Source organism: Sphingobium sp. B12D2B (assembly GCF_025961775.1).
Classification (GTDB): Bacteria; Pseudomonadota; Alphaproteobacteria; order Sphingomonadales; family Sphingomonadaceae; genus Sphingobium.
This window is the reverse complement of the sequence record NZ_JAOQOH010000001.1, coordinates 2,541,438-2,566,521: the sequence shown is the minus strand read 5'-3', so window position 1 is coordinate 2,566,521 and position 25,084 is coordinate 2,541,438. Positions and strand designations below refer to the sequence as shown.

The 25,084-nt window shown below is 64.5% G+C and carries 21 protein-coding genes and 2 tRNA genes; 10 read left to right on the top strand and 13 right to left on the bottom strand.

All coding sequences use genetic code 11. The annotated features are described in order from the left end of the window. Positions 1-64 precede the first annotated feature (64 nt). The 6 genes from M2335_RS12165 to aroA all read right to left on the bottom strand — a co-directional run bounded on the left by M2335_RS12165 (position 65) and on the right by aroA (position 6,261). On the bottom strand, positions 65-1,555 hold the full coding sequence (locus tag M2335_RS12165) for an ABC transporter substrate-binding protein (RefSeq protein WP_264594848.1): 1,491 nt from the start codon (positions 1,553-1,555) through the stop codon (positions 65-67). A gap of 116 nt (positions 1,556-1,671) precedes the next feature. Next, a tRNA-Leu gene (locus tag M2335_RS12160) sits at positions 1,672-1,758 on the bottom strand. 161 nt (positions 1,759-1,919) lie between these two features. Next, complete coding sequence (locus M2335_RS12155) at positions 1,920-2,204, bottom strand: integration host factor subunit beta (RefSeq protein ID WP_181559138.1); 285 nt, start codon at positions 2,202-2,204, stop codon at positions 1,920-1,922. 213 nt (positions 2,205-2,417) lie between these two features. Beyond that, complete coding sequence (rpsA, locus tag M2335_RS12150) at positions 2,418-4,118, bottom strand: 30S ribosomal protein S1 (protein ID WP_181559139.1); 1,701 nt, start codon at positions 4,116-4,118, stop codon at positions 2,418-2,420. Between the two features lie 176 nt (positions 4,119-4,294). Then, a complete protein-coding gene (locus M2335_RS12145; protein ID WP_181559140.1) occupies positions 4,295-4,924 on the bottom strand; it encodes a (d)CMP kinase in 630 nt (209 codons plus the stop codon). Beyond that, a complete protein-coding gene (gene aroA / locus M2335_RS12140; protein WP_264594847.1) occupies positions 4,921-6,261 on the bottom strand; it encodes a 3-phosphoshikimate 1-carboxyvinyltransferase in 1,341 nt (446 codons plus the stop codon). The genes M2335_RS12145 and aroA overlap by 4 nt, the downstream gene beginning before the upstream one ends. A 172-nt stretch (positions 6,262-6,433) precedes the next feature. Between aroA and M2335_RS12135 the strand changes: the two genes are divergently transcribed. The 10 genes from M2335_RS12135 (at position 6,434) to M2335_RS12090 (ending at position 15,679) form a co-directional block, all read left to right on the top strand. Continuing rightward, positions 6,434-6,763, top strand: a complete 330-nt coding sequence (locus M2335_RS12135) for a TIGR02300 family protein (RefSeq protein ID WP_181559142.1) — start codon at positions 6,434-6,436, stop codon at positions 6,761-6,763. Positions 6,764-6,873: 110 nt separating this feature from the next. After that, positions 6,874-6,949, top strand: a tRNA-Ala gene (locus tag M2335_RS12130). A 406-nt stretch (positions 6,950-7,355) separates the two neighbouring features. Next, the gene (locus tag M2335_RS12125; RefSeq protein WP_264594846.1) at positions 7,356-8,072 is read left to right on the top strand and encodes a hypothetical protein; all 717 of its coding nucleotides are present in this window, start codon (positions 7,356-7,358) and stop codon (positions 8,070-8,072) included. Between the two features lie 450 nt (positions 8,073-8,522). Then, entirely contained in the window at positions 8,523-9,725 is a 1,203-nt protein-coding gene (locus tag M2335_RS12120) for an aromatic ring-hydroxylating oxygenase subunit alpha (RefSeq protein WP_264574782.1), read from the top strand. Between the two features lie 144 nt (positions 9,726-9,869). Beyond that, positions 9,870-10,355, top strand: a complete 486-nt coding sequence (locus M2335_RS12115; RefSeq protein WP_181559144.1) for a VOC family protein — start codon at positions 9,870-9,872, stop codon at positions 10,353-10,355. A gap of 202 nt (positions 10,356-10,557) precedes the next feature. After that, entirely contained in the window at positions 10,558-11,340 is a 783-nt protein-coding gene (ygiD, locus tag M2335_RS12110) for a 4,5-DOPA dioxygenase extradiol (RefSeq protein WP_264594845.1), read from the top strand. 40 nt (positions 11,341-11,380) lie between these two features. After that, the gene (locus M2335_RS12105; RefSeq protein ID WP_181559146.1) at positions 11,381-12,472 is read left to right on the top strand and encodes an acetamidase/formamidase family protein; all 1,092 of its coding nucleotides are present in this window, start codon (positions 11,381-11,383) and stop codon (positions 12,470-12,472) included. After that, positions 12,453-13,472, top strand: a complete 1,020-nt coding sequence (locus M2335_RS12100) for a helix-turn-helix domain-containing protein (protein WP_264586860.1) — start codon at positions 12,453-12,455, stop codon at positions 13,470-13,472. Before M2335_RS12105 ends, M2335_RS12100 begins: the two co-directional genes overlap by 20 nt. Before the next feature lie 78 nt (positions 13,473-13,550). Then, positions 13,551-14,363, top strand: coding sequence for a TauD/TfdA dioxygenase family protein (locus M2335_RS12095; RefSeq protein WP_264586861.1), 813 nt, complete (start codon positions 13,551-13,553; stop codon positions 14,361-14,363). After that, positions 14,363-15,679: a serine hydrolase domain-containing protein gene (locus tag M2335_RS12090; protein ID WP_264594844.1), complete on the top strand. Its 1,317-nt coding sequence runs from the start codon at positions 14,363-14,365 to the stop codon at positions 15,677-15,679. Before M2335_RS12095 ends, M2335_RS12090 begins: the two co-directional genes overlap by 1 nt. Here M2335_RS12090 and M2335_RS12085 read toward each other — a convergent pair. The 7 genes from M2335_RS12085 to M2335_RS12055 form a co-directional block, all read right to left on the bottom strand. Further along, positions 15,669-18,014 carry an acetamidase/formamidase family protein gene (locus tag M2335_RS12085; protein WP_264594843.1) on the bottom strand — a complete coding sequence of 782 codons (2,346 nt, stop codon included), beginning with the start codon at positions 18,012-18,014 and terminating at the stop codon, positions 15,669-15,671. The two genes, M2335_RS12090 and M2335_RS12085, sit on opposite strands and share 11 nt — an antisense overlap. A gap of 99 nt (positions 18,015-18,113) precedes the next feature. Then, positions 18,114-19,514, bottom strand: coding sequence for a peptidase M20 (locus tag M2335_RS12080; RefSeq protein WP_264594842.1), 1,401 nt, complete (start codon positions 19,512-19,514; stop codon positions 18,114-18,116). Between the two features lies 1 nt (position 19,515). Continuing rightward, entirely contained in the window at positions 19,516-20,751 is a 1,236-nt protein-coding gene (locus M2335_RS12075) for a CynX/NimT family MFS transporter (RefSeq protein ID WP_264574787.1), read from the bottom strand. Positions 20,752-20,855: 104 nt separating this feature from the next. Then, positions 20,856-22,145: an MFS transporter gene (locus M2335_RS12070; RefSeq protein ID WP_264594841.1), complete on the bottom strand. Its 1,290-nt coding sequence runs from the start codon at positions 22,143-22,145 to the stop codon at positions 20,856-20,858. Beyond that, complete coding sequence (locus M2335_RS12065) at positions 22,142-22,798, bottom strand: cysteine hydrolase family protein (RefSeq protein ID WP_264586867.1); 657 nt, start codon at positions 22,796-22,798, stop codon at positions 22,142-22,144. Before M2335_RS12065 ends, M2335_RS12070 begins: the two co-directional genes overlap by 4 nt. Then, complete coding sequence (locus M2335_RS12060; protein WP_181559154.1) at positions 22,791-23,909, bottom strand: LLM class flavin-dependent oxidoreductase; 1,119 nt, start codon at positions 23,907-23,909, stop codon at positions 22,791-22,793. Before M2335_RS12060 ends, M2335_RS12065 begins: the two co-directional genes overlap by 8 nt. Before the next feature lie 75 nt (positions 23,910-23,984). Then, positions 23,985-24,923 carry a ribokinase gene (locus M2335_RS12055; RefSeq protein WP_264594840.1) on the bottom strand — a complete coding sequence of 313 codons (939 nt, stop codon included), beginning with the start codon at positions 24,921-24,923 and terminating at the stop codon, positions 23,985-23,987. Positions 24,924-25,084: the final 161 nt, after the last annotated feature.

Below are 25,084 nucleotides of genomic sequence, written 5' to 3'. Positions count from 1 at the left end.
TTATGCGGTCTCGCCCGGGCCATTCACGTTCCTTTGCAGGCTGCCTTGCTGGCAGCGCGAAGAATTAGTTGGGGACGGTGATCAGCGCATTCAATGGATGAACTCCGCGCGAGGACGGTTTGAAGTTGGTGAGCCGCTGCCCGACGAGCGACCAGCGGATGGGACGACCGAGCGGGATGAACCCGCTGAAGGCTACCGTCGCTTCCTCCGCTTCCGCCAGCAACTGGGCGCGTTCCTCATCATTCTGGCTCTTGCGGGCCTCGGCGAGGCGGCTGGCCACGCGCGGATCGCACAGGAGCCCGGCCGAACAATCGAGGCGCGCGAGATACCAGAACGCACTGTCAAAGGGCGCGACCTCGTCGATCAGCCGCAGATCGGCGGGTTGGTCGATAGCCACGCGATCGAGTTGCAAGCCGGCCTGTCCGAAATCCTGAACCAGCCGCAGGAACAGCAGGGAAGCTCCCGACCCGTCCGGCAGGGCGATCCGCAGGACAGGCGGGTCACCCTTGTCCGCCCGCCAGCGGTCTATGATCCGCCGGGCCGATTCGATGCGCTCCTCGCGTGAGCGGCCGGACCAGGCCGGTGCGCTCGGCAGGCGGTTCAGCTCATAGGAGGCAGGCAGCGGGTAGGTGGCGGTGCGCCAGCCCGGCAAGCCCAGAACCTCGGCGAGCTTGTCTCGGTCCACAAGGCGGGCGAGCGCGTCGCGCACCGGTACGTCCGCGAGGAAGGACGACGTGCTCGTAAAGGCGAGGCCGAACAGGCCCTCGACCGGGTCGACCTGCGCGTCGGCCATGTTGAGGCCGGCCGCAGCAATCAAGGGGAGGTGCTGGAAGCGCCCGCCCAGCACGAGATCGGTATGGCGAGCGCGGAAGCGGACGAGAGCCAGCGACGCGCGCTCGGCGCGCACTTCCCGCCGCTCGACCGGGGGCGCGGCTTCGCTCTCGGGCTCGCCCTCCGCCGGCTCCTCGCTGGCAGCTATCGCGGGCGCCAGGACGACCGGCCCGCCCTTGGCAACCGGCTCACGGCGATAGGGGCCGGTGCCGTCGCCCGAGCGGGTCATTACCGCAAGGTCCGGCTGGGCGAGCAATTGCAGGAAGGCGGGAAGGCTCATGTCGAGCCTTATTTCGATGACCCGGTCGGTCATGGCGCGCACATCGGGGGTAAGGCCCGCCAGCAGCAGCGGATTGGCGCGCATCCGCTCGCGCAGCAGTCGGGCGACCTCATCGGCATGTACCGGCTTGCCGTCCGCCCAGTGCAGCCGCTTCAGACGGAAGATGTAGCTCTGGCCGCCATCCTCGACGATCCAGCTTTCCGCCAGAGCCCCGACAATGTCGCCGCGCGCATCGAAGCTGAGCAGCCCTTGCGCTGTCGAGGCGAGGATCAGCCGGGCTGCCGGTGCATTGCCGTGGCGCAGCGGCTGGGCGAGCGCCTCGCTCTGGCCGATCACGTCCACCCGAACGGTGCGGTTATCGCGCGGGCTGTTGCATCCCGCCGTGGCGAGTACGGCCAATGCGAGCAGGGGGCGGACCCAGGTTCGCGCGGGGCGGGTGCCCATCGCCTTTCACTCCCTGTTCGGACAAGAATCCATCGACGTTACAGGGAGGCCGTAGCCTGCCGACGCGATTCGTCCAACCATGGCTGCGCTTGAAAGGGGCGACATCGCGTTCGCTATGGTGCGGACGGCGGGACTTGAACCCGCACTCTCAGATGAGAAGCAGATTTTAAGTCTGCTGCGTCTACCGATTTCGCCACGTCCGCAAGCACATGGGATGCGCGAACGCCCATGCCATGCGCGGCAGGACGGTTCCAGCCCTTATCAAGCGCCGGTGAAGGACTGGCTCTCTTCAAATGCCGCAACCCGGCCGATGCGCTGCCGCATGGCCGGGCTGCCGGATCGTCAAAGGCTCAGTTGACGGTGCTCAGTCGCCGGCATTCAGGCGAATGCGCATTTCCTTGCCTGGCTTGAAGTGCGGCACGCGCTTGGGCGGCACCACCACCGAATCGCCGGTGCGGGGATTGCGCCCCGTGCGGCCGTCCCGTGCGCGGGTGGTGAAGGCGCCGAATCCACGCAGTTCTACCCGGCCCCCTTCGGCCAGGCGCGCGGTAATCGAGTCGAAAACGATATCCACGATGCGGTCGACTTCCTGCCCGCTGAGGTCAGGATGAAGAAGCGCAAGCTTTTGAACGAGCTGAGAACGAATCATCTCTGCTACTTTCCGAAAAGGCCGAAGCCGTCCCCCATAATCCGGAAGTGCCCCGAGTCCCCCTTCGTTGCGTTTTCCGTGACTCGCGCGATGCGCCAACATCGGCGAGCAATCAAGAAAAATCCCCGCAGAACGCCGGAAACGGAACGGGCCGGCCGATTGCTCGACCGGCCCACTGCCGCAATTATTAGAGGGTGGGAAAAGCCCCGGCGATCAGTTCTTCGCCTTGAGCGCCTCACCCAGAATGTCGCCCAGCGACGCGCCGCTGTCGGACGAACCGTACTGCGCGACAGCCTGCTTCTCTTCGGCGATCTGGAGCGCCTTGACCGAGAAGTTCGGCTTCTTGGAGCGGTCGAAACCGATCACCAGCGCGTCGAACTTCTGGCCGACCTGGAAGCGCTCGGGGCGCTGCTCGTCGCGGTCGCGGCCAAGGTCGCTGCGCTTGATGAAGCCGGTCACGCCGTCGTCGCCAGCCTGAACTTCCAGGCCGCCGTCGCGGACTTCCAGAACGGTCACGGTCACGGTCTCGTTCTTGTTGAGGCCGGTGCCACGCACCGCGCCAGCTGCCGGCGCACCCTTTTCGAGCTGCTTCATGCCGAGGCTGATGCGCTCCTTCTCGACGTCCACGTCAAGCACGATGGCCTGAACGGTCTCGCCCTTGCGATGCAGGTTGAGCGCGTCCTCGCCGGAGATGCCCCACGCGATGTCGGACATGTGGACCATGCCGTCGACGTCGCCGTCCAGGCCGATGAACAGGCCGAACTCGGTGGCGTTCTTGACTTCGCCCTCGACCTGGCTGCCGACCGGGTGACGCTCGGCAAAGCTCTCCCAGGGGTTGGACTGGGCCTGCTTGAGGCCAAGGCTGATGCGACGCTTCTCGGCATCGACCTCGAGCACCAGAACTTCCACTTCCTGGCTCGTCGAAACGATCTTGCCGGGGTGGACGTTCTTCTTGGTCCAGGACATTTCCGAAACGTGGACCAGACCCTCGATGCCGGGCTCCAGCTCGACGAACGCACCATATTCGGTGATGTTCGTGACGCGGCCGGAGAGCTTGGCGCCGATCGGGTACTTGGCCGATGCACCTTCCCACGGATCGCTCTCGAGCTGCTTCATGCCGAGGCTGATGCGCTGCGTGTCGCGGTTGATGCGGATGATCTGCACCTTCACCGTGTCGCCGATGTTGATCATCTCGCTCGGGTGGTTGATCCGCTTGTAGCTCAGATCCGTGACGTGCAGCAGGCCGTCAATGCCGCCCAGATCAACGAACGCACCGTAATCGGTGATGTTCTTGACCACGCCCTCGATGATCTGACCTTCGCTCAGCGTCTGGATGAGGCCGCTGCGCTGCTCGGCGCGGGTCTCTTCCAGGATCGCGCGACGCGACACGACAATGTTGCCACGACGACGGTCCATCTTGAGAATCTGGAAGGGCTGCGGAATGTCCATGAGCGGGGTGACGTCGCGCACGGGGCGGATGTCGACCTGGCTGCCGGGCAAGAAGGCCACGGCGCCGTCGAGATCGACCGTGAAGCCGCCCTTGACGCGGCCGAAGATGACACCCTCAACGCGGGCGCTCTCGGCGAATTCGGATTCCAGCTTGTCCCAAGCGGCTTCGCGGCGGGCGCGGTCGCGCGAGAGCATGGCCTCGCCATTGCTGTTCTCGACGCGGTCGACATAGACCTCGACTTCGTCGCCAACCTTCAGATCGGCCTTCTGGCCGGGCATGGCGAACTCGCGCAGCGGCACGCGGCCTTCGCTCTTGAGGCCCACGTCGATGACGGCGAGGTCGTTTTCGATGCCGGTGACGGTGCCCTTGACCACGCGGCCTTCGAAGCCGCCGTCTGCACCACCAAGAGATTCATTGAGAAGCGCGGCAAAATCATCGCGCGTCGGGTTTGCCTGAGAGGCCATGTAAGAGTTCCTTCAAGTCGTTGCTGGCCAACCGGTTGTCTCCGGTGGTCTTTGGCCAAACTGCCCGAACGACCTCATGCCGGCCGGGCATCCACCAGGCAGCGCGAAGGCGATCACTCGTGCTTTGGGAAAAGCAAAAGGGCGCCTCGCAACGCGAAGCGCCTCATCCAAGCCGTCTAATGGCGACTCTTCAGGCGAGCGTCCACCAGCGCGATCGCATGCTGAACGGCGGCGTCTATACTCAAATTGCTGGTATCCAGCAAGTCCGCATCTTGGGCCTGCTTCAGGGGCGCATCGGCGCGCTGCATGTCCCGCGCGTCACGCTCGGCGAGGTCGGCGGAGAGAGCCTCCAGCGCGACGGGATGGCCATGGGCGGTGAGCTCCGCATGGCGGCGCTGCGCGCGCACCGCAAGGCTGGCGGTGACGAACAATTTGGCGTCGGCATCCGGCGCGATCACCGTGCCGATATCCCGCCCGTCGAGCACCGCGCCGCCCGGCTGTGCGGCGAAGGCACGCTGCCGCTCCAGCAGCGCCGCGCGCACCTGCGGGTGACGCGAGACGCGGCTGGCGAGGGGGCCGGCTTCCTCTGACCGCAGTGCCGGATCGGCGAGCAAACTGTCCGGAAAAGCGCAAGCTGCTGCGGCATCGGCGGGATTGTCAGCGTCCCCGCCCTGCCGCGCGACTGTCATGCCGACGGCGCGATACAGCAGGCCCGTGTCGAGATGGGGCAGGCCATAATGCCGGGCCAGCGCCCGCGCGATCGTGCCCTTGCCAGACGCGGCGGGACCATCGACGGCAATGATCATGCCGCGCCCTTGAGCGTGGCCAGCATGTCGGTGAAGCCGGGGAAGCTCGTTGCGACCGGGCTCATATCGTCGATGATGAGGCCCCCGCGCGTGTGATGGCCGGCGACCGCGAAGCTCATCGCGATGCGGTGATCGAGATCGGCACTGATCGTCGGCGGTTCATTCCCCCCGTCCAGCGGCTCGCCGCCCCGGCCGTGGATGATGAGGCCATCGGGCGTCTCCTCTACCGACACGCCGAGGCGGGCGAGGCCCTGCGCCATCAGGGCGAGTCGGTCCGATTCCTTCACGCGTAACTCGTCCAGCCCGGTGGTGCGGGTGGTGCCCTGTGCGCAGGCTGCCGCGACGAAGAAGATCGGGAATTCATCGATCATGCTCGGCGCGACCTCGGGCGGCACGTCGATGCCTGTGAGCGTGCTGTGGCGCGCGACGATATCCGCGACCGGCTCGCCACCGACCTCCCGCTGGTTGGTCAGCGTAAGGTCCGCGCCCATCGCCTGCAGCATGGCGAACAGGCCGGTGCGGGTCGGGTTCATGCCGACATTGGTGACTATGATGTCCGATCCCGGTGTAATCAGCGCCGCGACCACAGGGAAGGCGGCGGAGGAGGGATCGCCCGGCACCACCAGCGTCTGCGGCTTGAGTTCGGCCTCACCGGTGAGCGAGATGATCCGTGTGCCGTCCGCCTCCGTCTCCACGGTCAGATCCACGCCGAAGCCGCGCAGCATCCGCTCGCTATGGTCGCGCGTGGGCACCGGCTCAATGACGCGGGTGATGCCCGGCGTATTGAGTCCGGCCAGCAGCACCGCCGATTTGACCTGCGCCGAGGCGACCGGCAACCGGTATTCGATCGGCACTGCCGGCGCGATGCCGCGCATGGTGAGCGGCAGGCGGCCGCCCGGCGAGGTCATGAACTCGGCGCCCATCAGCCCGAGCGGTGTGGTCACGCGGCCCATTGGGCGCTTGCTGAGCGAGGCGTCGCCCACGAAGGTCGCGGTGAGATCATGGCTCGCCAGCAGGCCCATCAGCAGGCGCGTCGAGGTGCCGCTATTGCCCATGTCGAGCGCGGTCGCGGGCGGCGTCAGGCTGCCGACGCCGACGCCATGAATGCCCCACACGCCATCCTCGCCGCGCGTGATCTGCGCGCCGAGCGCGCGCATCGCCGCCGCCGTCGCCAGCACGTCCTCGCCCTCCAGCAGGCCGGAGACGCGGCTTTCGCCGACCGCCAGCGCGGACAACATCAGGGATCGGTGGGAAATGCTCTTGTCGCCGGGCACGGTCACCGTGCCACGCAGCGGAGCGCCAGGCTCGAAGAGCATGTTGCGCGCAATGTCAGTCATGAAAATCAGGTCCGAAAAATGGCCGTCGCTGCGCGGAGCAGGAGGGCGGGCAATAAAAATGGCGAACTGCTTTTGACAGTGCCCGCCCGCTATGGCAAGGCGCCCCACACTTCGCGGCAGGCCTGCCTGTCCGCGCACTTGGCTATTACTCTCTGGAAGGATGAGGCGGCACATGGTGAAGCCTGAATGGGGATCGAAGCGGACCTGCCCCAAATGCGCAACGCGCTTCTATGATCTGGGCAAGGACGAGCCCGTGACATGCATCGAATGCGGCAATGTCTGGACGCCCGAGCCCGTGCTCAAGTCCAAGCAGCCGCTGCCCTTCGAGGAAGCGCCGCAGAAGGTCGCGGCCGGTGCGGATACGGAAAGCACGGCGGACGATGATCTGGACATCGACATCGACGTCGATGAGGCCGAAGGCTCGCCCGACAACGACGTCGATCTCGGCGGCGACGACGATCTCGGCGTCGACGCCGGCGACGATAACGACGAAGAAAACTGAGCGCGCAGGAAAGATTGCGCGCCATAAAAAATGGACTTGCAGCGAGGCAGAGCCTGACCTAAAGGCAGCGCCTCGCCGCGACGGACTCACCCGTCGCCGCTGCAATGATCGGGGCCGTAGCTCAGCTGGGAGAGCGCTACACTGGCAGTGTAGAGGTCAGGGGTTCGATCCCCCTCGGCTCCACCATTGTTATTTTAAGCTGGCATAATGGCTAGAAAATCTCAAATTGAGGGCTTTTCCTAAGCATATGTTGCAGTGATGGAAAGACCTGCCTTCCGCCTCTTCGAGCACCCTGCGGGTTAATACTTTGCCGTGTCGCCATAGGCGGCGCTGTGCTCGGCTGGCTGGAAACTATGCAGCCTTTGTGGGCAGAGTTCGGCAAAGACGCCCAGCGGCGTTCTTGGTTATGTCCGTGTCGGACAGTGCCGTTGGGCTGCTAGCTGGGCTATTACTCTATTGGGGTTCTAGGCGCACACCTTGTCTGAGTTGCCCCCTCGTATATCTACTACGGAATTAAGCCGTAGGGGGATTTATGGCAGCGAGGCTAGAGCTAACGCTGAGTGAGGCATTCACCAAGCATAAGCGCAATCTCATGGTACTGTGCAGCATCGTCATCGTAATGGCGATTGCAACGCCTACTAGCCTGAAGGTGCCCGGTCTCGGTACTGATCTATCTATTGCCGTGCCGGTAGCGTTCGGACTGCTTGGCATCACGCTCATCTATATGTTCGCTACTTATTTCGTCGAGATGCGCACCCTTCTGCATAGGCACTCAAAGGCGATCCTAGATGAGGGGAAGGGAACGCTGGACGAGAAGATTGCGCAGAAACAAGAGAAGTTGGCCGGGGATTTCTCCCAGGCTCAGTATCAGGTTCACAATCTCCGCAGCGCCTTGAGCGAGACGGAACAAGCTGTGAAGGAGGTTGTTGGGCCTCAGCTTTTGAATAAGGGGAGGCTGCTGGGCGACAAGCCTCATGACATCAACATGTCGATTGGACTGCTCGAAAGCCTAGTGAAGAATGCTCAGGCGAAGATGGAATTGCTCGATGGACGATGGGATCACTACGCCAAGGAGATAGACGCCCTCAAAGCCACCTGCGAAAATCTCGATAGGAACTTTAGCCGTCTATCCAGTGACATTAGCAGGACGCAACGGGCAGGGTTTCGAGTGCTTGAGCAGACCATCCCAATGCTGTTTGCTGCCGTCGCATTTCTGGTGAGCGTTGACGGGGCGTTAAATCATTCGCGCGTCGCGAGTGTGCTAGTGGCTGGACTGGCAAAGCCTGGGCCCTCAGCGGACCACCAATAGGGTAGGCGGCTCGGTGGATTGCCAATCCTGCCACATTCGGCTATTCCACCTGTTACAGAGACCAGAAATAAGTGTTTGATTTCAGTACGGTATGGGAGGGGCTAGCAATCCCCCTCGGCTCCACCATTTCCCCTTATCGCAGACCTGTTGAGCGCTAAAGAGTGTGCCCCGTCGTGAATGCGCGACGTAGGACCAGCGTCACATCCGATGCGTTCGGAATGCATCCCCAGCAGCCTTATTGACGTCGGCCGGCTCGCCCGCGCAGCTTCGCGCCACCCGGGCCACCCTGCCTCTCTCGACAAAAAGTTGGTCGCCCGGCGCAAAGCCAGTGGGGGCGGCGCTTGGTACACATCTTCTCAGCCTGGGGTGCTTCGCGCTGCATGGCGGTTCTGGCCGAGGGTCGGGACTGGACGCGCGGCGCGGCATGGACGCCAATTGCGAGGATGTGACATGACTCTTCTGACCGACAAGTTCTTCGACAGCTTTGCCTCCTCGGTGAAGCCCACGGAAGAGGCGGAGACGCTGCCGCCGGAGATCTACACGAGTCAGGAGTTCTACGAGTTCGAGAAGGACGCGCTGTTCTATCGCGAGTGGCTCTGCGTCGGGCGGGACGAGTGGATCGCGGAGGTCGGGGATTTCTTCACGACCAGCCACGCCAATGAGCCGATCATCATCTCGCGCGGGCGGGACGGGGAGATCAAGGCGATGTCCGCCGTGTGCCAGCACCGCGCCATGCTGGTGGCGGAAGGCAAGGGCAATACGCGCGGTTTTACCTGCCCCTATCACCACTGGTCCTATGATCTGGACGGCAAGCTGGTCGGCGCGCCGGCGATGGGCCGCACCTGCAATTTCGACAAGGCGCAGTATAATCTGCCCAAGCTCAAGGTGGAGCTGTGGCACGGCTTCATCTTCGTCAATTTCGATTCCGAAGCGGAATCGCTGGCATCGCGCATGGGGCCGATCGAGCCGGTGGTGGCGAATTACGAGTTTGCCAGCCTGCGCGGCCCCGAGCCGCTGTCCCACGAATATCCGTGGAACTGGAAGGTCCAGTTCGAGAATAACAATGATGGTTATCATGCCAGCCGGCTTCACCAGGGGCTGCACGATTTCGTCCCGAGTTCGCTGGCGAGCTTCCCCGAAGTGCCGCGCGAGACGGCGGGCTATTATCGCCTCAACGGGTCCACGCACCCCAATGCGAGCTTCAACCCCACCGAGAAGGCGCTGCTGCCGGTCTTCCCCAAGCTGACGGAGGAGGAGCAGAGCCGGCTGCTGTTCGTGAACCTGCCGCCGACGCTGTCGCTGGTCGTGCTCAACGATGTGGTGATCTACCTCATCATGGATGCGCGTTCGCCGACCACGCACGGCCTGACCTTCGGCAGCCTCTATCATCCCAGCGCCTTCGAGGACCCGGAGTTCGAGGAAAAGCGCCGGATCAATGACGAGCACACGGCGGATATCGTCGCGCAGGATCTGCACGTCGATCTGCTGGTGCAGCAGGGGCTCTCGTCCCGCTTCGCCCCGCGCGGGCGCTATAGCTGGCAGGAAGATGCGCAGCGCCAGCTCAATGTGTGGCTGGTGGACCGCTACCAGCAGGAGTGGGACCGTCGTCGCGGCCCCTCGGCGCCGGTCACGCGGTTGCACGCAACCTCCTGATCTCGCCGGCGGCGGGGCAGGGCCTCGCCGCGACGGGCTGAGGCCCGAAATCAAAACATTGTTCGCAGGAGACACAGCTTCGCGTCCGCCGCGCTGCCTAACTGGCGCGGCGGCCGAAAGGCTTGTGTCCAGTCAGAGGTGATGATGACCAATTCGCTTATTTTCTTCGATATTCCCGCCGACGATCCCAATGCTGCCGGCGAATTCTACGCGCAGGTCTTCGGCTGGGAGAATGATCCCCGCCCGATGGGCGTCTATCACCGCATGGTGCCGGGCGGCTTCTTCAAGAAGAAGGACGGGACGGACAGCGAGATCGGCAATCTCCATATGGGCATCGCCAAGGTCGACAATATGCGCCCGCATCCCGACCCGGCAGGCGTCGCGCCGCGCCATATCGCCAGCGATGGCCGCAAGCCGCGCATCTGGGTGTTGATCAGCGACGATGATTCGGCGGATCGAATCCTGGCGACGGCGCAGGAGCTGGGCGCGACCCTGCTGTGGCGCGACCATTATTGGGCCGAGTTCAACGGCTATAACCACTGCTTCGTCGACCCGTGGGGCAATGAGATCCTGCTGTGGGGCAAGGCGGGCGAGAATCCGCAGATTCCCGAGACGTTCACCAAGGAATGAGGGGTGCGTGCGGCCCGCTTGGCGGGTTGGCGGAACAACATGTTGTGCGCCAATCTGCAAGACCGGGCTGCGACCCTTCCCATAGCCTCCAGTCATCCAATGCAACGGCCCGAGCGGCAAGCATGAGGCGAAAAGTGAGTATGAGCCTACAAGTTCAACCCTGTCTGTCCGCAAGGTGCGCCTGCGCAGCGGGAGCCGGACAATGAGCCGCCTGCCGCTGATCTTCTTCGGTCATGGCAGCCCCATGGTGGCGCTCGAGCAGAGCAGCGCCACGCAGGCTTGGCAGGGCATCGCACAGAGCATCGGCAAGCCCAAGGCGATCCTGTGCATCTCGGCGCACTGGCTGACACGCGGCACGGCCGTGACGGCGATGGCGCAGCCCCGCACGATCCATGATTTTGGCGCCTTTCCGCAGGCCTTGTTCGACATGCAATATCCGGCGCCCGGCCATCCCGCCCTGGCGCGGCGTGTGGCCGAACTGCTCGATCCCGTGCCGGTCCATATGGATGCCAATTGGGGCCTGGATCATGGCACCTGGACGGTGCTCGTCCACGCTTATCCCGAGGCCGATATTCCTGTCGTGCAGCTGGGCATGGACGTGAATGCCACGCCCGAGCAGCACTGGAAGATCGGCCAGATGCTCCGCCCGCTGCGCGACGAGGGCGTGCTCATCATGGGCACCGGCAACATCGTCCACAATCTGCCGGCGATGGACTGGAACAACCCGGATGCCGAGCCCTATCCGTGGGCCGACCGGTTCAACAGCACGATGCTGGACGCCGTGGTCGCGGATCGCCCGCAGACGGTCATCGATTTCGCGGCGCTGGGCGACGATGCCCGCCTGTCGGTGCCGACGCCCGACCATTTCTGGCCGCTGCTCTATGTGCTGGGTGCGCGTCATCCGGGTGAGGAAGCGCAGCTGCACCCCAATTTCATCCATCACAAGTCGCTCGGCATGACGAGCATCCTCATCGGGGCTTCCTGAGCCTCCACAAACCCAACACTGACTGACGAGCAGGGGAATTATGGCGCTGATCTGCAATCATGGAATGCGACGGAGCGAAACGCAGCCCGGAGCGCTGCACTATTTGCGGGCGACGCCTGAGACCGTGCACTGGGGCTTCTTCTCACCGGAACTGAAACCGGCGCTGACCGTCAAGAGCGGCGATCTCATCCAGGCGCAGGCGGTGACGCACCACGCTGGCGACGATCCCGAGCTGATGTTCGACGAGCACATCCAGCGCATCTTTACCGAGGTCGATCCCAGCACGCGCGCACCGGGCTGTCACATCATGACCGGGCCGATCTATGTCGAGGGCGCAGAGCCCGGCGACATGCTGGAGGTGCGCTATTTCCAGATGACGCCGCGCTTCAACTACGGCTCCAATCTGCAGGCGAACTGGGGGCATCTCTACAAGGAGTTCGGCGAGACCGAGCGGGTGACGATCTACGAGCTGGACCCGAACGCCAACACCGCCACCGCGCTTTACGCCTATGATGTCGAGGGCGTTTATACGACGCCCGGCCGCATCACCAATTGCCCGCATTGCGACCGGCAACCGGCGCTGCCCGGCGTAACCATTCCTGCCCGCCCGCATCTCGGCACCGCCGGCGTCGCGCCTGCGGTCGATGCGCCGGTCAGCACCATCCCGCCGGGCCTGCATGGCGGCAATATCGATAACTGGCGGATCGGCGCCAATGCCCGCATGTATTATCCCGTGCAGGTGAAGGGCGGGCTGTTCTCCATCGGCGATCCGCATGTCAGCCAGGGCGATGGCGAGATCAGCGGCACCGCCATCGAAGCTTCGCTCGACGTGCTGTTCCAGATCATCCTGCGCAAGGATTTCAAGTTCCCATCGCCGCTGCTGGAGACGCCCAATCACTGGATCGTCCACGGCTTTGGCGACGATCTCGATGCGGCGATGAAGAATGCCGCGATGGACATGATCGAACTGCTCTCCGAACATCAGGGCCTGTCGCGGACGGACGCCTATTCGCTGATGAGCGTCGGCGCCGACTTTGGCGTGACGCAGGTTGTCGATGGCACGCAGGGCATCCATGTGCGGATCGACCGTGGCATGTTCCCGAACAAGGGCAGTGTCCGCGATCCCCGCTGATCCGGCCCGGCCGGGGGAGGCAGTCTCCAGTCCGGACGCCTGGTCCTTCGACGTCGCGTCGCTGCCGGCGGCGGAGCGCGCCCCGGCATGGGCCGCCGCCATGCAGCGCCTGCAGATGCCGTTTCCGAACACGGCAGAGGCAGGCGGGTCGGTGCTCGCCATCACCTCGCCGATGGGCTTCGAATTCGCGGTGGTGACGGGCGGCGCCCTCACCATCGCGGGCCGCACGCCGGGGGCCGCACCGGGCCTGTGGCTGGGTCTGCTCATCGATGGCGAGGCCTCGCTGGAGACGCATGAAGGCGTGATGCCGCTCACCGGCGACTGCCTCATCTACGGCGCGACGGGCGTGGATGCTGCGTTGCGGTTCAAGACGCAGTTTCGCCAGTTCTTCGTGCGCATCCCCAGCGTCGCGATCGATGCGCGGATGCTGGCGCCGCTGGCGCGGCGCATCGGCGTTATTCAGCCGGACAGCATGGTGGCTCACGCGCTGCTGATGCTGCTGCGCAGCGCTGCCGACTCGCTCTCGGAAGGCCGGGCGCGCGAATTCGCGCCGCTTGAGACTGCGCTGATCGAATTGCTCGTGCCAGTGATCGCCCATGCCGGCGGCGTGGAGGCCAAAGGTGGTGCCGCCGCGCACCGCGCCCGGCAATTCGAGAGGATCTGCCGCACGATCGAAACCAATCTGACCGACGCGGACCTCTCGGTGCAGTCCGTTGCGCGCAGCGAGGGCGTGTCGGTGCGCTATATCCAGCAGCTCTTCGCGCGTTCGGGGCAGACGGTGACCGGCTATGTGAAAGGGCGGCGCCTTGAGCGCGCGCGAGCCGATCTCGTCAATCCGCTCCATGCGCAATTGAGCATTTCCGAGATCGCCTTCCGCTGGGGTTTCAACCAGTCGGCGCATTTCAGCCGGGCCTATCGCGAGCGCTTCGAGGAGGCGCCGCGTCAGACCCGCGCCAATGCGCGGCAGGCGCTGCCGGACAATCGAGCTTTCGCGGGCTGACAAGACGTGTGTGCGCCGCTGGCGCATGATCGCGCAGCCCACATGCCAAGGGTCACGTTCCAGTCGAGGTTGTTCGCCATGTCCTATGATGTTCTTGATATCCGCCCCGTCACCCGGCGGATCGGTGCCGAAGTGTTCGGGGTCGATCTGAACGTCCCGCTCGGCAACAAGGTCGTCAGCGAACTGCATGATGCCCTGATGGAGCATCAGGTGCTGTTCTTCCGCGACCAGAATCTGGAGCATGACAATCACAAGCGCCTGGGCCGCTATTTCGGCGAGCTGGCGCTGCACAGCGGGGTTTCCGGCCTTGCCGAACATCCCGAGATCGTGGCGATCCATGCGGATGCGAACAGCAAGTTCATCGCAGGCGAGGACTGGCATTCGGACCTGAGCGAAGATGCCGAACCGCCGATGGGCAGCATCCTCTACATGCACACCGTGCCACCCACGGGCGGCGATACGCTGTGGTCGAGCATGTATGCCGCTTATGATGCGCTGTCGCCGGCCATGCAGGCTTTTCTGGAACCGCTGACGGCGGTCCATGATTCCAACCACATCTATCGCGAGTTGTTCCCGGATGTGGACAAGGTCTACCCGCGCAACACCCACCCTGTCGTCCGCACCCACCCGGTGACCAAGCGCAAATGCCTGTTCATCAGCAAGTCGAAGACGATCAAGATCAACGGCCTCTCGGCAGAGGAAGGCGATGCGGTGCTGCGCTTCCTCACCGAGCATGTGAAGAACCCGAATTTCCAGGTCCGTTTCCGCTGGCAGCCGCATTCGGTCGCCTTCTGGGATAATCGCTGCACCCAGCATTTCGCCACCTGGGACTATTTCCCGGAAACGCGCTCGGGCTATCGGGTGACGATCGCAGGCGACCGGCCGTACTGATGCGGGCCGCCGCCCGACTGGCGGCTGGTGCGCTGGCGTGTCTCTGGCTGACGGCCACGCCGCTCGCGGCCAAGGCCGGTGCTGCGGCAGAGGCCGTCGCGCCGGCCGATGCACTGTCCGCCCTGCGTGCGGGGCTGCAGGCCATGGTCGAGGCGCGAGAGCTGCCCAATGCGCAAGCCGTGATCGTCAAGGACGGGCGGGAGCGGCTTCGCGTTTCGATCGGTAAGCTGGACCTCGAAGCCGACCGTGCACTGCCCGCCGATGCGATCTTCCGGCTCTATTCGATGACCAAGCCGATCACGAGCGTCGCGGTGATGATGCTGGTGGAAGAAGGCAAGATCGCCATCGATGCGCCGCTCAGCCGCTACATGCCGGAATTCGCCGATCTGCGGATCTATAAGAGCGGCAGCCTCGATGCGATGGTGACCGAGCCGCTGAACCGCCCGGTGACCATTGGCGATCTGCTCACCCATAGCAGCGGGGTAACTTACAATTTCACCGGCAACGGCCCGGTGCAGCAGTATTATCGCCGCCATGGGGTGATGCGCGCTGGCGGGGTTGGGCAGAATGCCAATGATGCGCCGCCGGCCAGAACGATGGACGAGCTGATCGCGCGCCTCGCCAAGGCCCCGCTGCTGCATCAGCCCGGGGCGCGCTTCTCTTATGGCAACTCCACCGGCATTCTGGGCGCGCTGATCGAGCGGGTCACGGGGCAGGGCCTCGATGGCTTCTTCCAGACCCGCATTTTCGATCCGCTCGAGATGACCGACACGCGCTTCGTGGTGGACGACGCGCGCGCCACACGGCTTGTCACCAATTATGCCGCGGTGGACGGCGGCCTGCAGGCTATCGAGCCGGCGGCGACGTCCGAATATCGCGACCCCGCCCGGCCGTTCGACGGCGGCGGGGCGCTGGCCGGCACACTGCATGATTATCTGAACTTCGCGCAGATGCTGGCCAATCGGGGGACGTGGCACGGCAAGCGCCTCCTCCGGCCGGAGACAGTGGACCAGATGTTCCAGCCCCGGCTGGAGACTGGCGGGCAGCCGCACGAGAATGTCCTGTTCGGCTATGGCCTGGGCCTCGGCGATGCGGTCAGCGAGCAGCGCGGCGGGATGCCGGCCGGCGCCGGCGGCTGGTCGGGGTCCGCCAACAGCTATTTCTTCGTCCATCCCGGCCGAAATCTGGTCGCCATCGTTATGACCAATGTTCTGGTCGGCCCCGCCTTCGTGGATCGGACGATCAGATTGCGGGGCCTCGTTGATCAGGCAGCGCAGGCCGTGCTTGCCGAGCGCGTGCCAGCGATCAGGCGGTAAACAGTTCCTTGCGAATGATCGCGTGGACGCCCCAATTGCCGTTGGCGACCTGCGAGATGCCGAAATCCACCCCGACCGAGAGAAGCGAGATGGTTTCGTCTTCCGAGAGGTCTTTGGTGGTCATCAGGAACCGCCGCGCCTTGCGGAATGCGTCGCGCATGGCGGCATCGATGGATGCGCGCTTGTAGACTTCGCTCTGCGCATCCTCGCCCAGTTCCTTCAGATAATCGGGATGGCTGAAGCCCATGATGACCCATTCGGTCTCGGTTTCGATCATGGGGTAATCGAGGTCGCGCAGCTTGCCGGTCAGCTCGCCGGCGGGGTGGCGGATCACCTGAATGAGCGCGGTCATCGAGCATTCGATGGCGGTGCCGCATAGTTCGGAATCGCCCTGCGAGGCGTGCGGGTCGCCGAGCGAAAGCAGTCCGCCCGAGACCTGCACAGGCAGGAACACGCTCGATCCGGGGCCGGTCCGCCAATTATCCATATTGCCGCCAAAGGCGCTGGGCGGAATGGTATCGACCGGCTCGGTATGGGCCGGCGCCAGCGCGATGACGCCGAAATGCGGGCGGATCGGGATTTCGACATTCTGGAGGATGTCATAATTGCGCTCGATCGTCTCAGGATCGACCGGGACGCCCGGATAATCATAGCGCTCATGGACGGTGCCTGAGGGGTCGGTCTGCGGTGTCCAATGATAGGAATAGACCGCGTGAGCCGTGGGCCGCCGTTCGCCGCCGGATTCAACCTCGTAGATGGTGATCACTTCGCGGTTCTTCGGCTCGGTGAGCAGATCGTTATAATGGAAGCCCCAGAAGGTTGCGGCATTGCTGCCGAAGGACTTACCCTGAAAGCGGGGATTGCCGCTGCGGCGCGGATCCAGGCTGAGGATGCGCACCTCAATGATGTCGCCCGGCTCCGCGCCCTGAATGGCGATCGGCCCGGTGCAGATGTGCACGCCAAAGCCCTCGCCTGGGCCGCGCCCGAACTCGCTGGCACTCATCGGACCGGCGCCGCGGCGCTCGATCGCCCGGCCCGTCTCGTCCCAGCGATAGACGCTCTCCGCGCCATGATCGCCCTCGACCATGCGTTCGGGATCGTCATTGGCGTGGTGGGTCAGCGTCTCCACCGTCACGAAGTCGCCCGAGCGCACCATCAGCGCCGGTTTGATCGCCGAGCTGAAATAGCCCCAATGGACCGTGCGCGGGCTGACCGGCAGATGATGATGCCGCACCGTGCCTTCATCGCCAATCGCCGGGATGACGTTGGCCTCGGCGCCGTCCGAATCCACCTCGCCGATCTCCAACTCCTCGACCGGCGCGACGGCGGCTTCGTCGCTGACCGCTCGCTTGGCGGTGGAACGGCCGCGCCGCAGGGTGTCGGGGCCGTGGTCGGCCTCGTCCACGGCCGGCATCTTGCGATAGTCGCGCGGTGAAATGCCATATTGCTCGCGGAAGGCGCGGCTGAACGAGGCGGAATCGTTGAAGCCCCACTGGAACAGAATGTCCGAGATCGATTTCTGCACGTGGAGCGGGCTGCGCAGGTCGAGCCGGCAGCGCTCCAGCCGCCGCACCTTCACATAATGGCCAAAGCTGTCGTCGATCGATTCAAAAAGCTTCTGCAGATAGCGCGGGGAAATGCCATGTTCGGCCGCAACCTGCTGGTAATTCAGATTGGGGTCCGAGAGGCGCATCTCGATGGTCTGGAAGATCCGCTCCAGCAGCGCGGCGCGCATCCCCGCCGCGCCACCCAGCGCGCGGGCGGGCGCATCGTTGAGCAGGCTGGCCAGCAGAAACTCGGGGAGGGCCAGTTCGACCGGGCGCAGTTCCTCGTCCGTCACATCATTGCCCATGTCCGCCAGTGAGCGCAGTACGGTCGAGAGCAGGCGGGCAGGGCCACTGTCGGCGGAAAGGTGCCGGGGCTTTTCGGGCAGCAGGGCCTTGAGGCGCTGATCGAGCGCGCGCGGCGGAATCTTGAGCAGCAGCACGCGGTGATCGCCGGTGAACTGCAGCGACATCGGCATTTCGCTGCGCGCGCAGACCATGTGACCATCATCGAGGGTGAAGCTGGTGGTGGCGTTGCGCGCAATGCTGGGCGCATCGAGCGTCACGGCCAGCCAGAAGCAGCCCGGCTCGTCGCGAAAATCAACGGTATATTCCTGAGCGGTGGCCAGCAGGCGCACAAACACGATTCCGTTGCTGCTGGTGAACTGGATAAGCTCGCCGTAGAGCGTGGCCTCGTCGGCCGCTTCCAGCGTGATCGAAACGCGCTTGAGCGCAAAGCTCCATGCGCTGAGTCGCTGCTCCTTGGGGTAGGCATTTGTAGTCGAGCGCAACGGCGGTTCTCTATGTTTTGGTGCGCCTCTCCCGGGTCTTTATGCCCGCCAAGATGCGCGCCTGAGAGAGCCCGGTCAATCCATCACGCGGCGGCTGTTTCAGAATGGGTCATCCCTGCCCCCGTAAACAGATGAAATCGCAGCAGAATTCGGCGATTGCTCTGAGCGTCCGCACACCGCCAGCATGGTCAGGGCATAGATGAGGGCGCTGGAGTGCAGATCCTCAGGCGTCGGGCGCCAGCGTGGCATGCCGGTCGTGATGGCCGGAATGCCCTGCATGTTGAACACATTATGGTCGCGCCACATGCTGGAATAGACCGGATGCGCGCGCTCCACTGGCGCCTGCCGAGCGAGGCGCGTAGCGGCATCCACCGCGCCGGCAAGCGGGGCGACTTCGTCCGCATCGGCGACAAATCCATGGCGTACCACCATCGGCTCGACATCGAAGCTGTCCAGATCGAGCGTGCGCATGGCCGCGACGATCTGGTGATAGGCCTGCGCCGACTTTTGCCCGGGTGCGAGGCACACTTCCACATAGACGGCGCACACTTCGGTGCCCGCGCCATAATCGGTCGGCGCACCGGCGCGCACGGAAGCGATCTGCGTCTTGGGGAGGGAGAGGCCACCCGCCGTCTCGAACACGCCCTGCGCTTCCCACTGCCGGCCCCACTGGTGCAGCGCGTCGATGACCGGGCCGAGCTTGTAGATGGGGTTGAGGTGCTGGGCGACGGTCTCCGGCGTTTCCAGGATCGGCGTGAACATGCCGGTGCCGAAGATGCGTACGCGGAAGAGGGCATAGCCGCAGCCCTGCCAGGTCAAGCCGAAATCCGTGCCTTCGGCGGCAATGGCGTAATCGGGCGCGACGCCGCCATGGTGGAACAGATAATGCGCACCGATATCCTTGCCGAGATAATCGATGCCGGAGAATTCCTCGATCGGCTCGGGGCCGATCTCGCCGGGGCAGGCGGTGAGCCAGGTCTTGCCGGCAAGGCCGATGCCCGCCTTCTTGAGCGCCTTCGCCGCCATCAGGAAACAGGCCATCGGCCCGCGATCGTTGGAGATGGGGAAGCCGCGCAGGCGCCCATCCTCATCGAGCCAGCACTGCGTCCATTCCGGATCGCGCATGGTGCTCTCGCGATAGCGGAACTTGTCCTGCGAGAGGTCGCCGCTCGGGCTTTCCGTATCGAGATGGGCGGTGAAGAGCAGGTTGGCGCCCGTGCCCAAGCCGCCATACTCGCCGATGATGTTGGGTCGCTCGGGCGTGGCGCCGGCGCGGCGGGGCTGGAAGCCTTCGCGATCCATCCAGTCATAGACATATTGCGCGGCGGCGGCTTCCTCACGCGAGCGGCTCGGAATGTTGCCGAGTTCAAGGGCGAGGGTGACCAACTCATCGGAATCGATGGCGGCGGCGAGCGCGTCCTTCTCGGCTTCGGTCACCTGATAGGGAGCCGTGGCGGGATTGGCGAACATCGGAGCGGGTTTGGGCTGGGCTTGGGTCATGTCATGCTGCCAAGGCGGGCTCGGCATCCTCCGCTGTGTCTTGTTGGGGAAGCTCCGGCGTGCGGAGCAAGAGCAAGGCTCCGACGAAGATGAAGCCGAGCAGGGCGCAGCCGAGGAAAACAAGCGAGAACCCGCCCGTTTCGTCACGAATGACGCCGCCCAGCGCCGGGCCGATGGCGGCTGCAGTCGAGATCAGGCTCATCGTGGAATAGAGCTCCAGATTGGCGCGCTTGCCGAACAGGTTGAGCATCAACATCGCCGTGCTGACATAGCTGAAGCCGAAGCCGACACCCAGACCGATCACGGCCAGCGAGACGACGAACAGATTGCCGCCGATCATCAGCGCCAGCACGCCGAGCGAGGTGGAGGTGATGGAGAGCAAGGTGAGCTCGCGCGCGCCGATTTTCTCGCCCGCCATGCCGGCGATCATCGATCCGGCGGCGCTGACGAGGGCAATGCCGCTCATCACGGTGGCGGCCGCACCCATGGTCAGGCCGGTCTCGGTCAGATGCTTCACCGCAAAGCCGTGGACGGTGGTGTTGATCAGCAGGAACGAGGTGTAGACGCCGACCACGATGTAATATTGCGCGGTGCGCATCGCGGCCCGTGCCGTCCAGCCGTCCGTGGCCATGGCTTTCCGGGGCTTGGGCGCAACCTCGGCATCACCGGGCCGGTCGCTGGTGACGAGGGCAGCGAACATCGAAAGCAGCACGGCAGCAATGGCGGCCGTCCACCAGTAATGGCGCCACTCGCCGGTGATCGCCTGCGTTGAAAACGCGATCAGCGGTCCGACAACCGCGCCCATGCCGCCCGCGGTGAAGTACACGCCCATGGCGGTCGAGCGCTTCTCGAAGGAGTGGGAAATGACGTTCACGCCGCCCGTGGTCCCGCACATCGAGAAGCCGACGCCGGCAAACGCCGTGCCGATGAAGTAGACCATCGCCGTTTTGGTGACGGCCAGGCAGGTGAAGCCGATGAGGAGAAGCGCGCCGCCGATCATCATCGTGCGGGAAACGCCGAGGCGCCGGATCGAGATAGCGGGTGCAAGACTGGACAGGCCGCACGCCACGCCCAGGAAGGTGAAGCCCAGCCCAGCGACGGCCCAGGGCCAGCCCATCTCCTCGACCATATAGGGAAGCACGACGCCAAGCCCGTTGAAGGTGAAGGCGTTCAGCATGAAAAACAGCAGGCAGAACGCCGTCAGCGCCAGGTATTTTTTCCGTCCTTCATAGGTCATGCAGCGACTCGCCTATCTGGAGTAAGTGCCTGGAAGATGCCGGTTTGGGTGTGCCGGTGTCTTGACGTGGGGCGTCCTCTCGCTTGGCGCGCCGCCGTCCCGTCTCATTCGGCTGGAGCAGACGATCCGGTGCTCGCGGCGTAGGGCGGAAGCAGAAAAAGCAGCAGGCTGCCGACGGCCATGACGCCGACCGCGACGACCACTGCCGCGCGATAATGGCCTATCATGTCGTAGCTCAGGTCCATCAGCACCGGCGTGATGCCCTGCGCGCCGATGACGGCCGAATACATGACGCCAATGATGACGCCAAAGCTGCGCAGCCCGAAATATTGGGCGATGAAGTAAGGCAGCGCGCCGAACTGGGCGCCGAGCGCAATGCCAAGACACAGGCCGGCAACGGGCAGCAGGGCGCCGAAGGGTGAGAATTCGAGCAGCAGCAGGCCGAGAATGGCGAGCGCATACATCGGCACGACCACGCGCGGGCCGCGGCTCTTGTCGAGCACGCGTCCGGTGAAGATCTGCCAGAGCGAGCCAGTGAGCGCGAAGATGCTGACGATGGCGGTGCCGGTGCCAAGGCCATAGCCACGATCCGCCAGAATGGGCACGACATGGCTCAGCACCGCGATCATGGTCCCGCCACCGGCCGCGATGGCGATGAGCATCAGCCAGAATGGTGCGGTGCCGATGGCTTCACGCAAGGTCATGCCGTCCACGATGGGGGAGGCTGTCTCCGATGGGTTGCTCGGCGCTGCCGGGCGCGGTGCATCGCGCAGCAGGAAGAAAAAGATCGGAAAGCCGACGCAAAGGATCAGTGCGCCGATCCCCAGATAGCCCGCGCGCCAGCCGGCTGTGGAGACGATCAGCGCGGTCATGATCGGCACGCAGACCGAACCAATGCCGTTGCCGAGCCCTGCGCTCACGCCAAGCGCGGTGCCCCGATTGGTGTCGAACCATTCCGCCACCAGGCGCGAGAAGACCGAGGTGGCGGGCAGCGAGCCGAACAGGCTGATGGCCAGAAAGTTGAGGTAGAACAGCATCAGATTGCCGTTCGTGAGCGCGAGGCAGGCGACGGCGAGGGCGAACAGCACATTGCCCAGCAGCACCATATTGCGGGTGCCATGCCGATCGGCATAGCGGCCGGCGAGCGGATAGATGCAGGCGCTCACCACGGCTAGGATCGCCAGCACCATCGAAATGCTCGATCGCGCCCAGCCGAATTCAAGAGAGAGGGGCACGAGGAAGGTGCCGAAAACTGCATGAACCGTGGCTGTCTTGCCGAGCGCATTGCCCGCCGTGGCGGCGATCAGTACGCCGGTCCTGCTTTTGTTCAGTGCGGGCGCTTCGCTGAGAGGGCCGTTCGCGGCGTCGAGGGCGATCGCCGGCGGCGGGGTCATAGCGTCCAGGCCGTTTTGGCGGCTTGTGTGGTGACCATCAGGGCGCAGTTCTTGCTGAGCACCTTGAGCGTCGCTTCATGCAGTCCGGGCTCATAGGCGGCAGTGGCGTCCGATACGACAAACACATTGAAATTGCGGTGGAAGGCCGAGCGGGCTGCGGCGTCAACGCAGCAGTCAGTGCTCAGTCCCGTAATCAGCAACGTGTCGATGCCGCGCTCGTTGAGCTGGGCTTCAAAGTCGGTGCCGTGGAAGCAATCGTAGAGAACCTTCTCGACCTCGATATCGCCCGGCTCGGGCAAGAGCCGATAATAGTCGGCTCCATAGCCCTTGCGGCAGATGACCTGTCCGCCGGGTTCGCCGCGACGCGTGTAGAAGGTCTTGAGTGCCTCGGAATCGGTTTCGGGTGTCGTCACCACCCGCACGAAGGCGAGCGTGACGCCAGCGGCACGCGCTGCGGCGACCAGCTCCTCGGCCTTGTCGATGGCAGCATGGGGTGCGGAGAGATCCACCCCATGCTGCCCGAGCAGGCCCTCGGGGGCGGCCCAGTCGTTCTGGATATCCACCAGCACGAGCGCGGTGCGCTCGGGCGCGATCATCCCCGCCAGATCGCTGGCGGCGACGTGGGGAATGTCCACGAGCGCCGCGTCAGGCATGGACCGGAACCTTGCCGGGGAAGCGCTCGCGCAGCACCGGGAGGACACGCTCGCCGAAGATCGGGATGTCCTTCATGTAATCCGGGAAGATCAGCATCAGCCCGTCCGTGCCGGAAACCTCGAAGAGTTCGGTGAGCTTCTCGACCACCGTCTCGGGCGTGCCGATGACATGGGGGGTCATGAAGCCGGCCCGGCTCTTGCGGGTGAAGTCGTTTTCCTTGCCGATCTCGCTGTCGAGGAAGCCGTAGGCGCGCATCATGCCGTGCAACGCGCCTTCGTCGAAGCCGTCGCGGATGGATTGCGCAAAGGCTTCCGCTTCCGCATCGGTCTCGCCAAACACGGGCGTCATCATCGAATAGGTGCGGATCGGCTTGCCGATGTCGGCAGCGACGGCCTTGGCCTTCTCGCTGGCGGTCTTGAGTTCTTCCGGCGTCCCGCCGGAGAGGAAGATCGCATCCACCTCGTCAGCCGAAAAGCGCATGCCCTTACCGGAGGTGCCGGCGCAGACGAGGAAGGGGCGGGTGGAGGGTGTCGGCAGCGAGCGACAATCCTCCAGCGAGAAATATTTGCCCTCCTTCGTGACCGTTTCGCCGGTCCACAGCGCCTTGATCGCCTGGATCCATTCATAAGCGAGGTCATAGCGCTCATCATGGTTCACATCGTCGCGCCACGCGCCCATCTGTGCGAACTCGTCCTTATAGGAGCCGGTGACGATGTTGAGGCCGGCGCGGCCACCGCTGATCTGATCCAGCGTGGCGACCATCTTGGCGACGACGCCCGGATTTTGCAGCAGCGTGTGCACCGTGCCCCACACCTTCACCCGGCTGGTCGCTTCCGCCACGCCGGCAATGGTGAGGTAGGAATCGAGCTGATAGTCCCAATGCTCGGTCTCACCGCCGAAGCCCCGGTACTTGGCCATCGCCATCGCGAAATCGAGCCCGTGCTTTTCCGTCAGCACCGCCGCATCGCGGCAGTAGCTGTAGGACGCATCGATGTGCGGCTTGTTTTTCGAGAGGATCCATCCGCCGTTGGCGATGGGAAGGAACACGCCCAAATCCTTTCCTCCTGTGTCGGAGGGCAACCCGAAGGGCGTCGGCGTAATCTCGCTCATAATCTCAATCCCGTGACCTTATTGGCACGCCCACCTTATCGCGCCGACCGATCCGTTCTTGATCATTCGCGCATATTATATTGGTCGGCCCTCGTTCGGATGGGCGGCGATGAAGGCTTCCACGTCGCTCCGCAGTGGCATGGCGGGCACGGCGCCGGGCTTTTGCGTGCACAGGGCGGCCGCGGCATTGGCGAAGATCAGCAGGGCCTCGTCCGTTGGCCGAGCGTCGCCGGCGCGATCGAGCATGGCGCACAGCGCGCCGACAAAGCAGTCGCCAGCGCCCACCGCGTCGCGCGGCACGACCGGAAAGGCCGGCACATGCACCGCGCTGCCTGCCCGCACCGCTATCGAACCGGATGCGCCGAGCGTGACGATGACGAGCTGATCGTCTCGGCTGATCAACGCTCGGGCCGCCAGCGCGGCCTGCGGCGTCGCTCGCTCTTCATGCTGGCCGAGATAGACGGCCAGCTCATGCTGGTTGACGATCAGCACGTCCGTCGAGGCGAACAGGCGTTTGGCTTCCAGAACCGCAGGGGCCGCATTGAGGACTCGCACCGCCTGCTTTCCCGGTGATGCGGCAAAGAACGCCGCGACGGTTTCGACTGGTACTTCCAGCTGAGCGACGCGGATATCGGCGTCTGCCACGGTATCGACCATGGCGGGCGCCAAGGCGGCGTTGGCGCCGGACGCCACGATGATCTGATTCTCGCCGGACGTGTCGACGGTGATGTAGGCTGTGCCGGTCGCCGCTCCTTCGACGGCGACCACTGCGAGGGTGTCGACTCCAGCGGCGGAGAGCTGCTCAGTCATCCAGACGCCGGATTCGTCTTCGCCGACCGCACCGATCATGCGCGTCTGCGCCCCTGCGCGCGCTGCGGCGACGGCCTGATTCGCGCCCTTGCCGCCGGGCAGGCGCTCGGACTGCAAGGCAAGCACCGTTTCGCCGGGCCGGGGGAGGGCATCCACGGACTGGATCAGGTCCACATTGATCGATCCTGCTACCACCACCGCCATGCCGGCCTCCTTCTGAACTGCCTCGCTCCCAACCATGATCGGCGCCCCGTCACAATGCGCCGCGCGCCGGCGTGCGCTCCCTGACAACAATTGCGGTCTGCCTTGCAAAGCGCTGCGCCGCCACGGGCGTACACAGGGCGCAGCAACTCTCAACAAGGTAG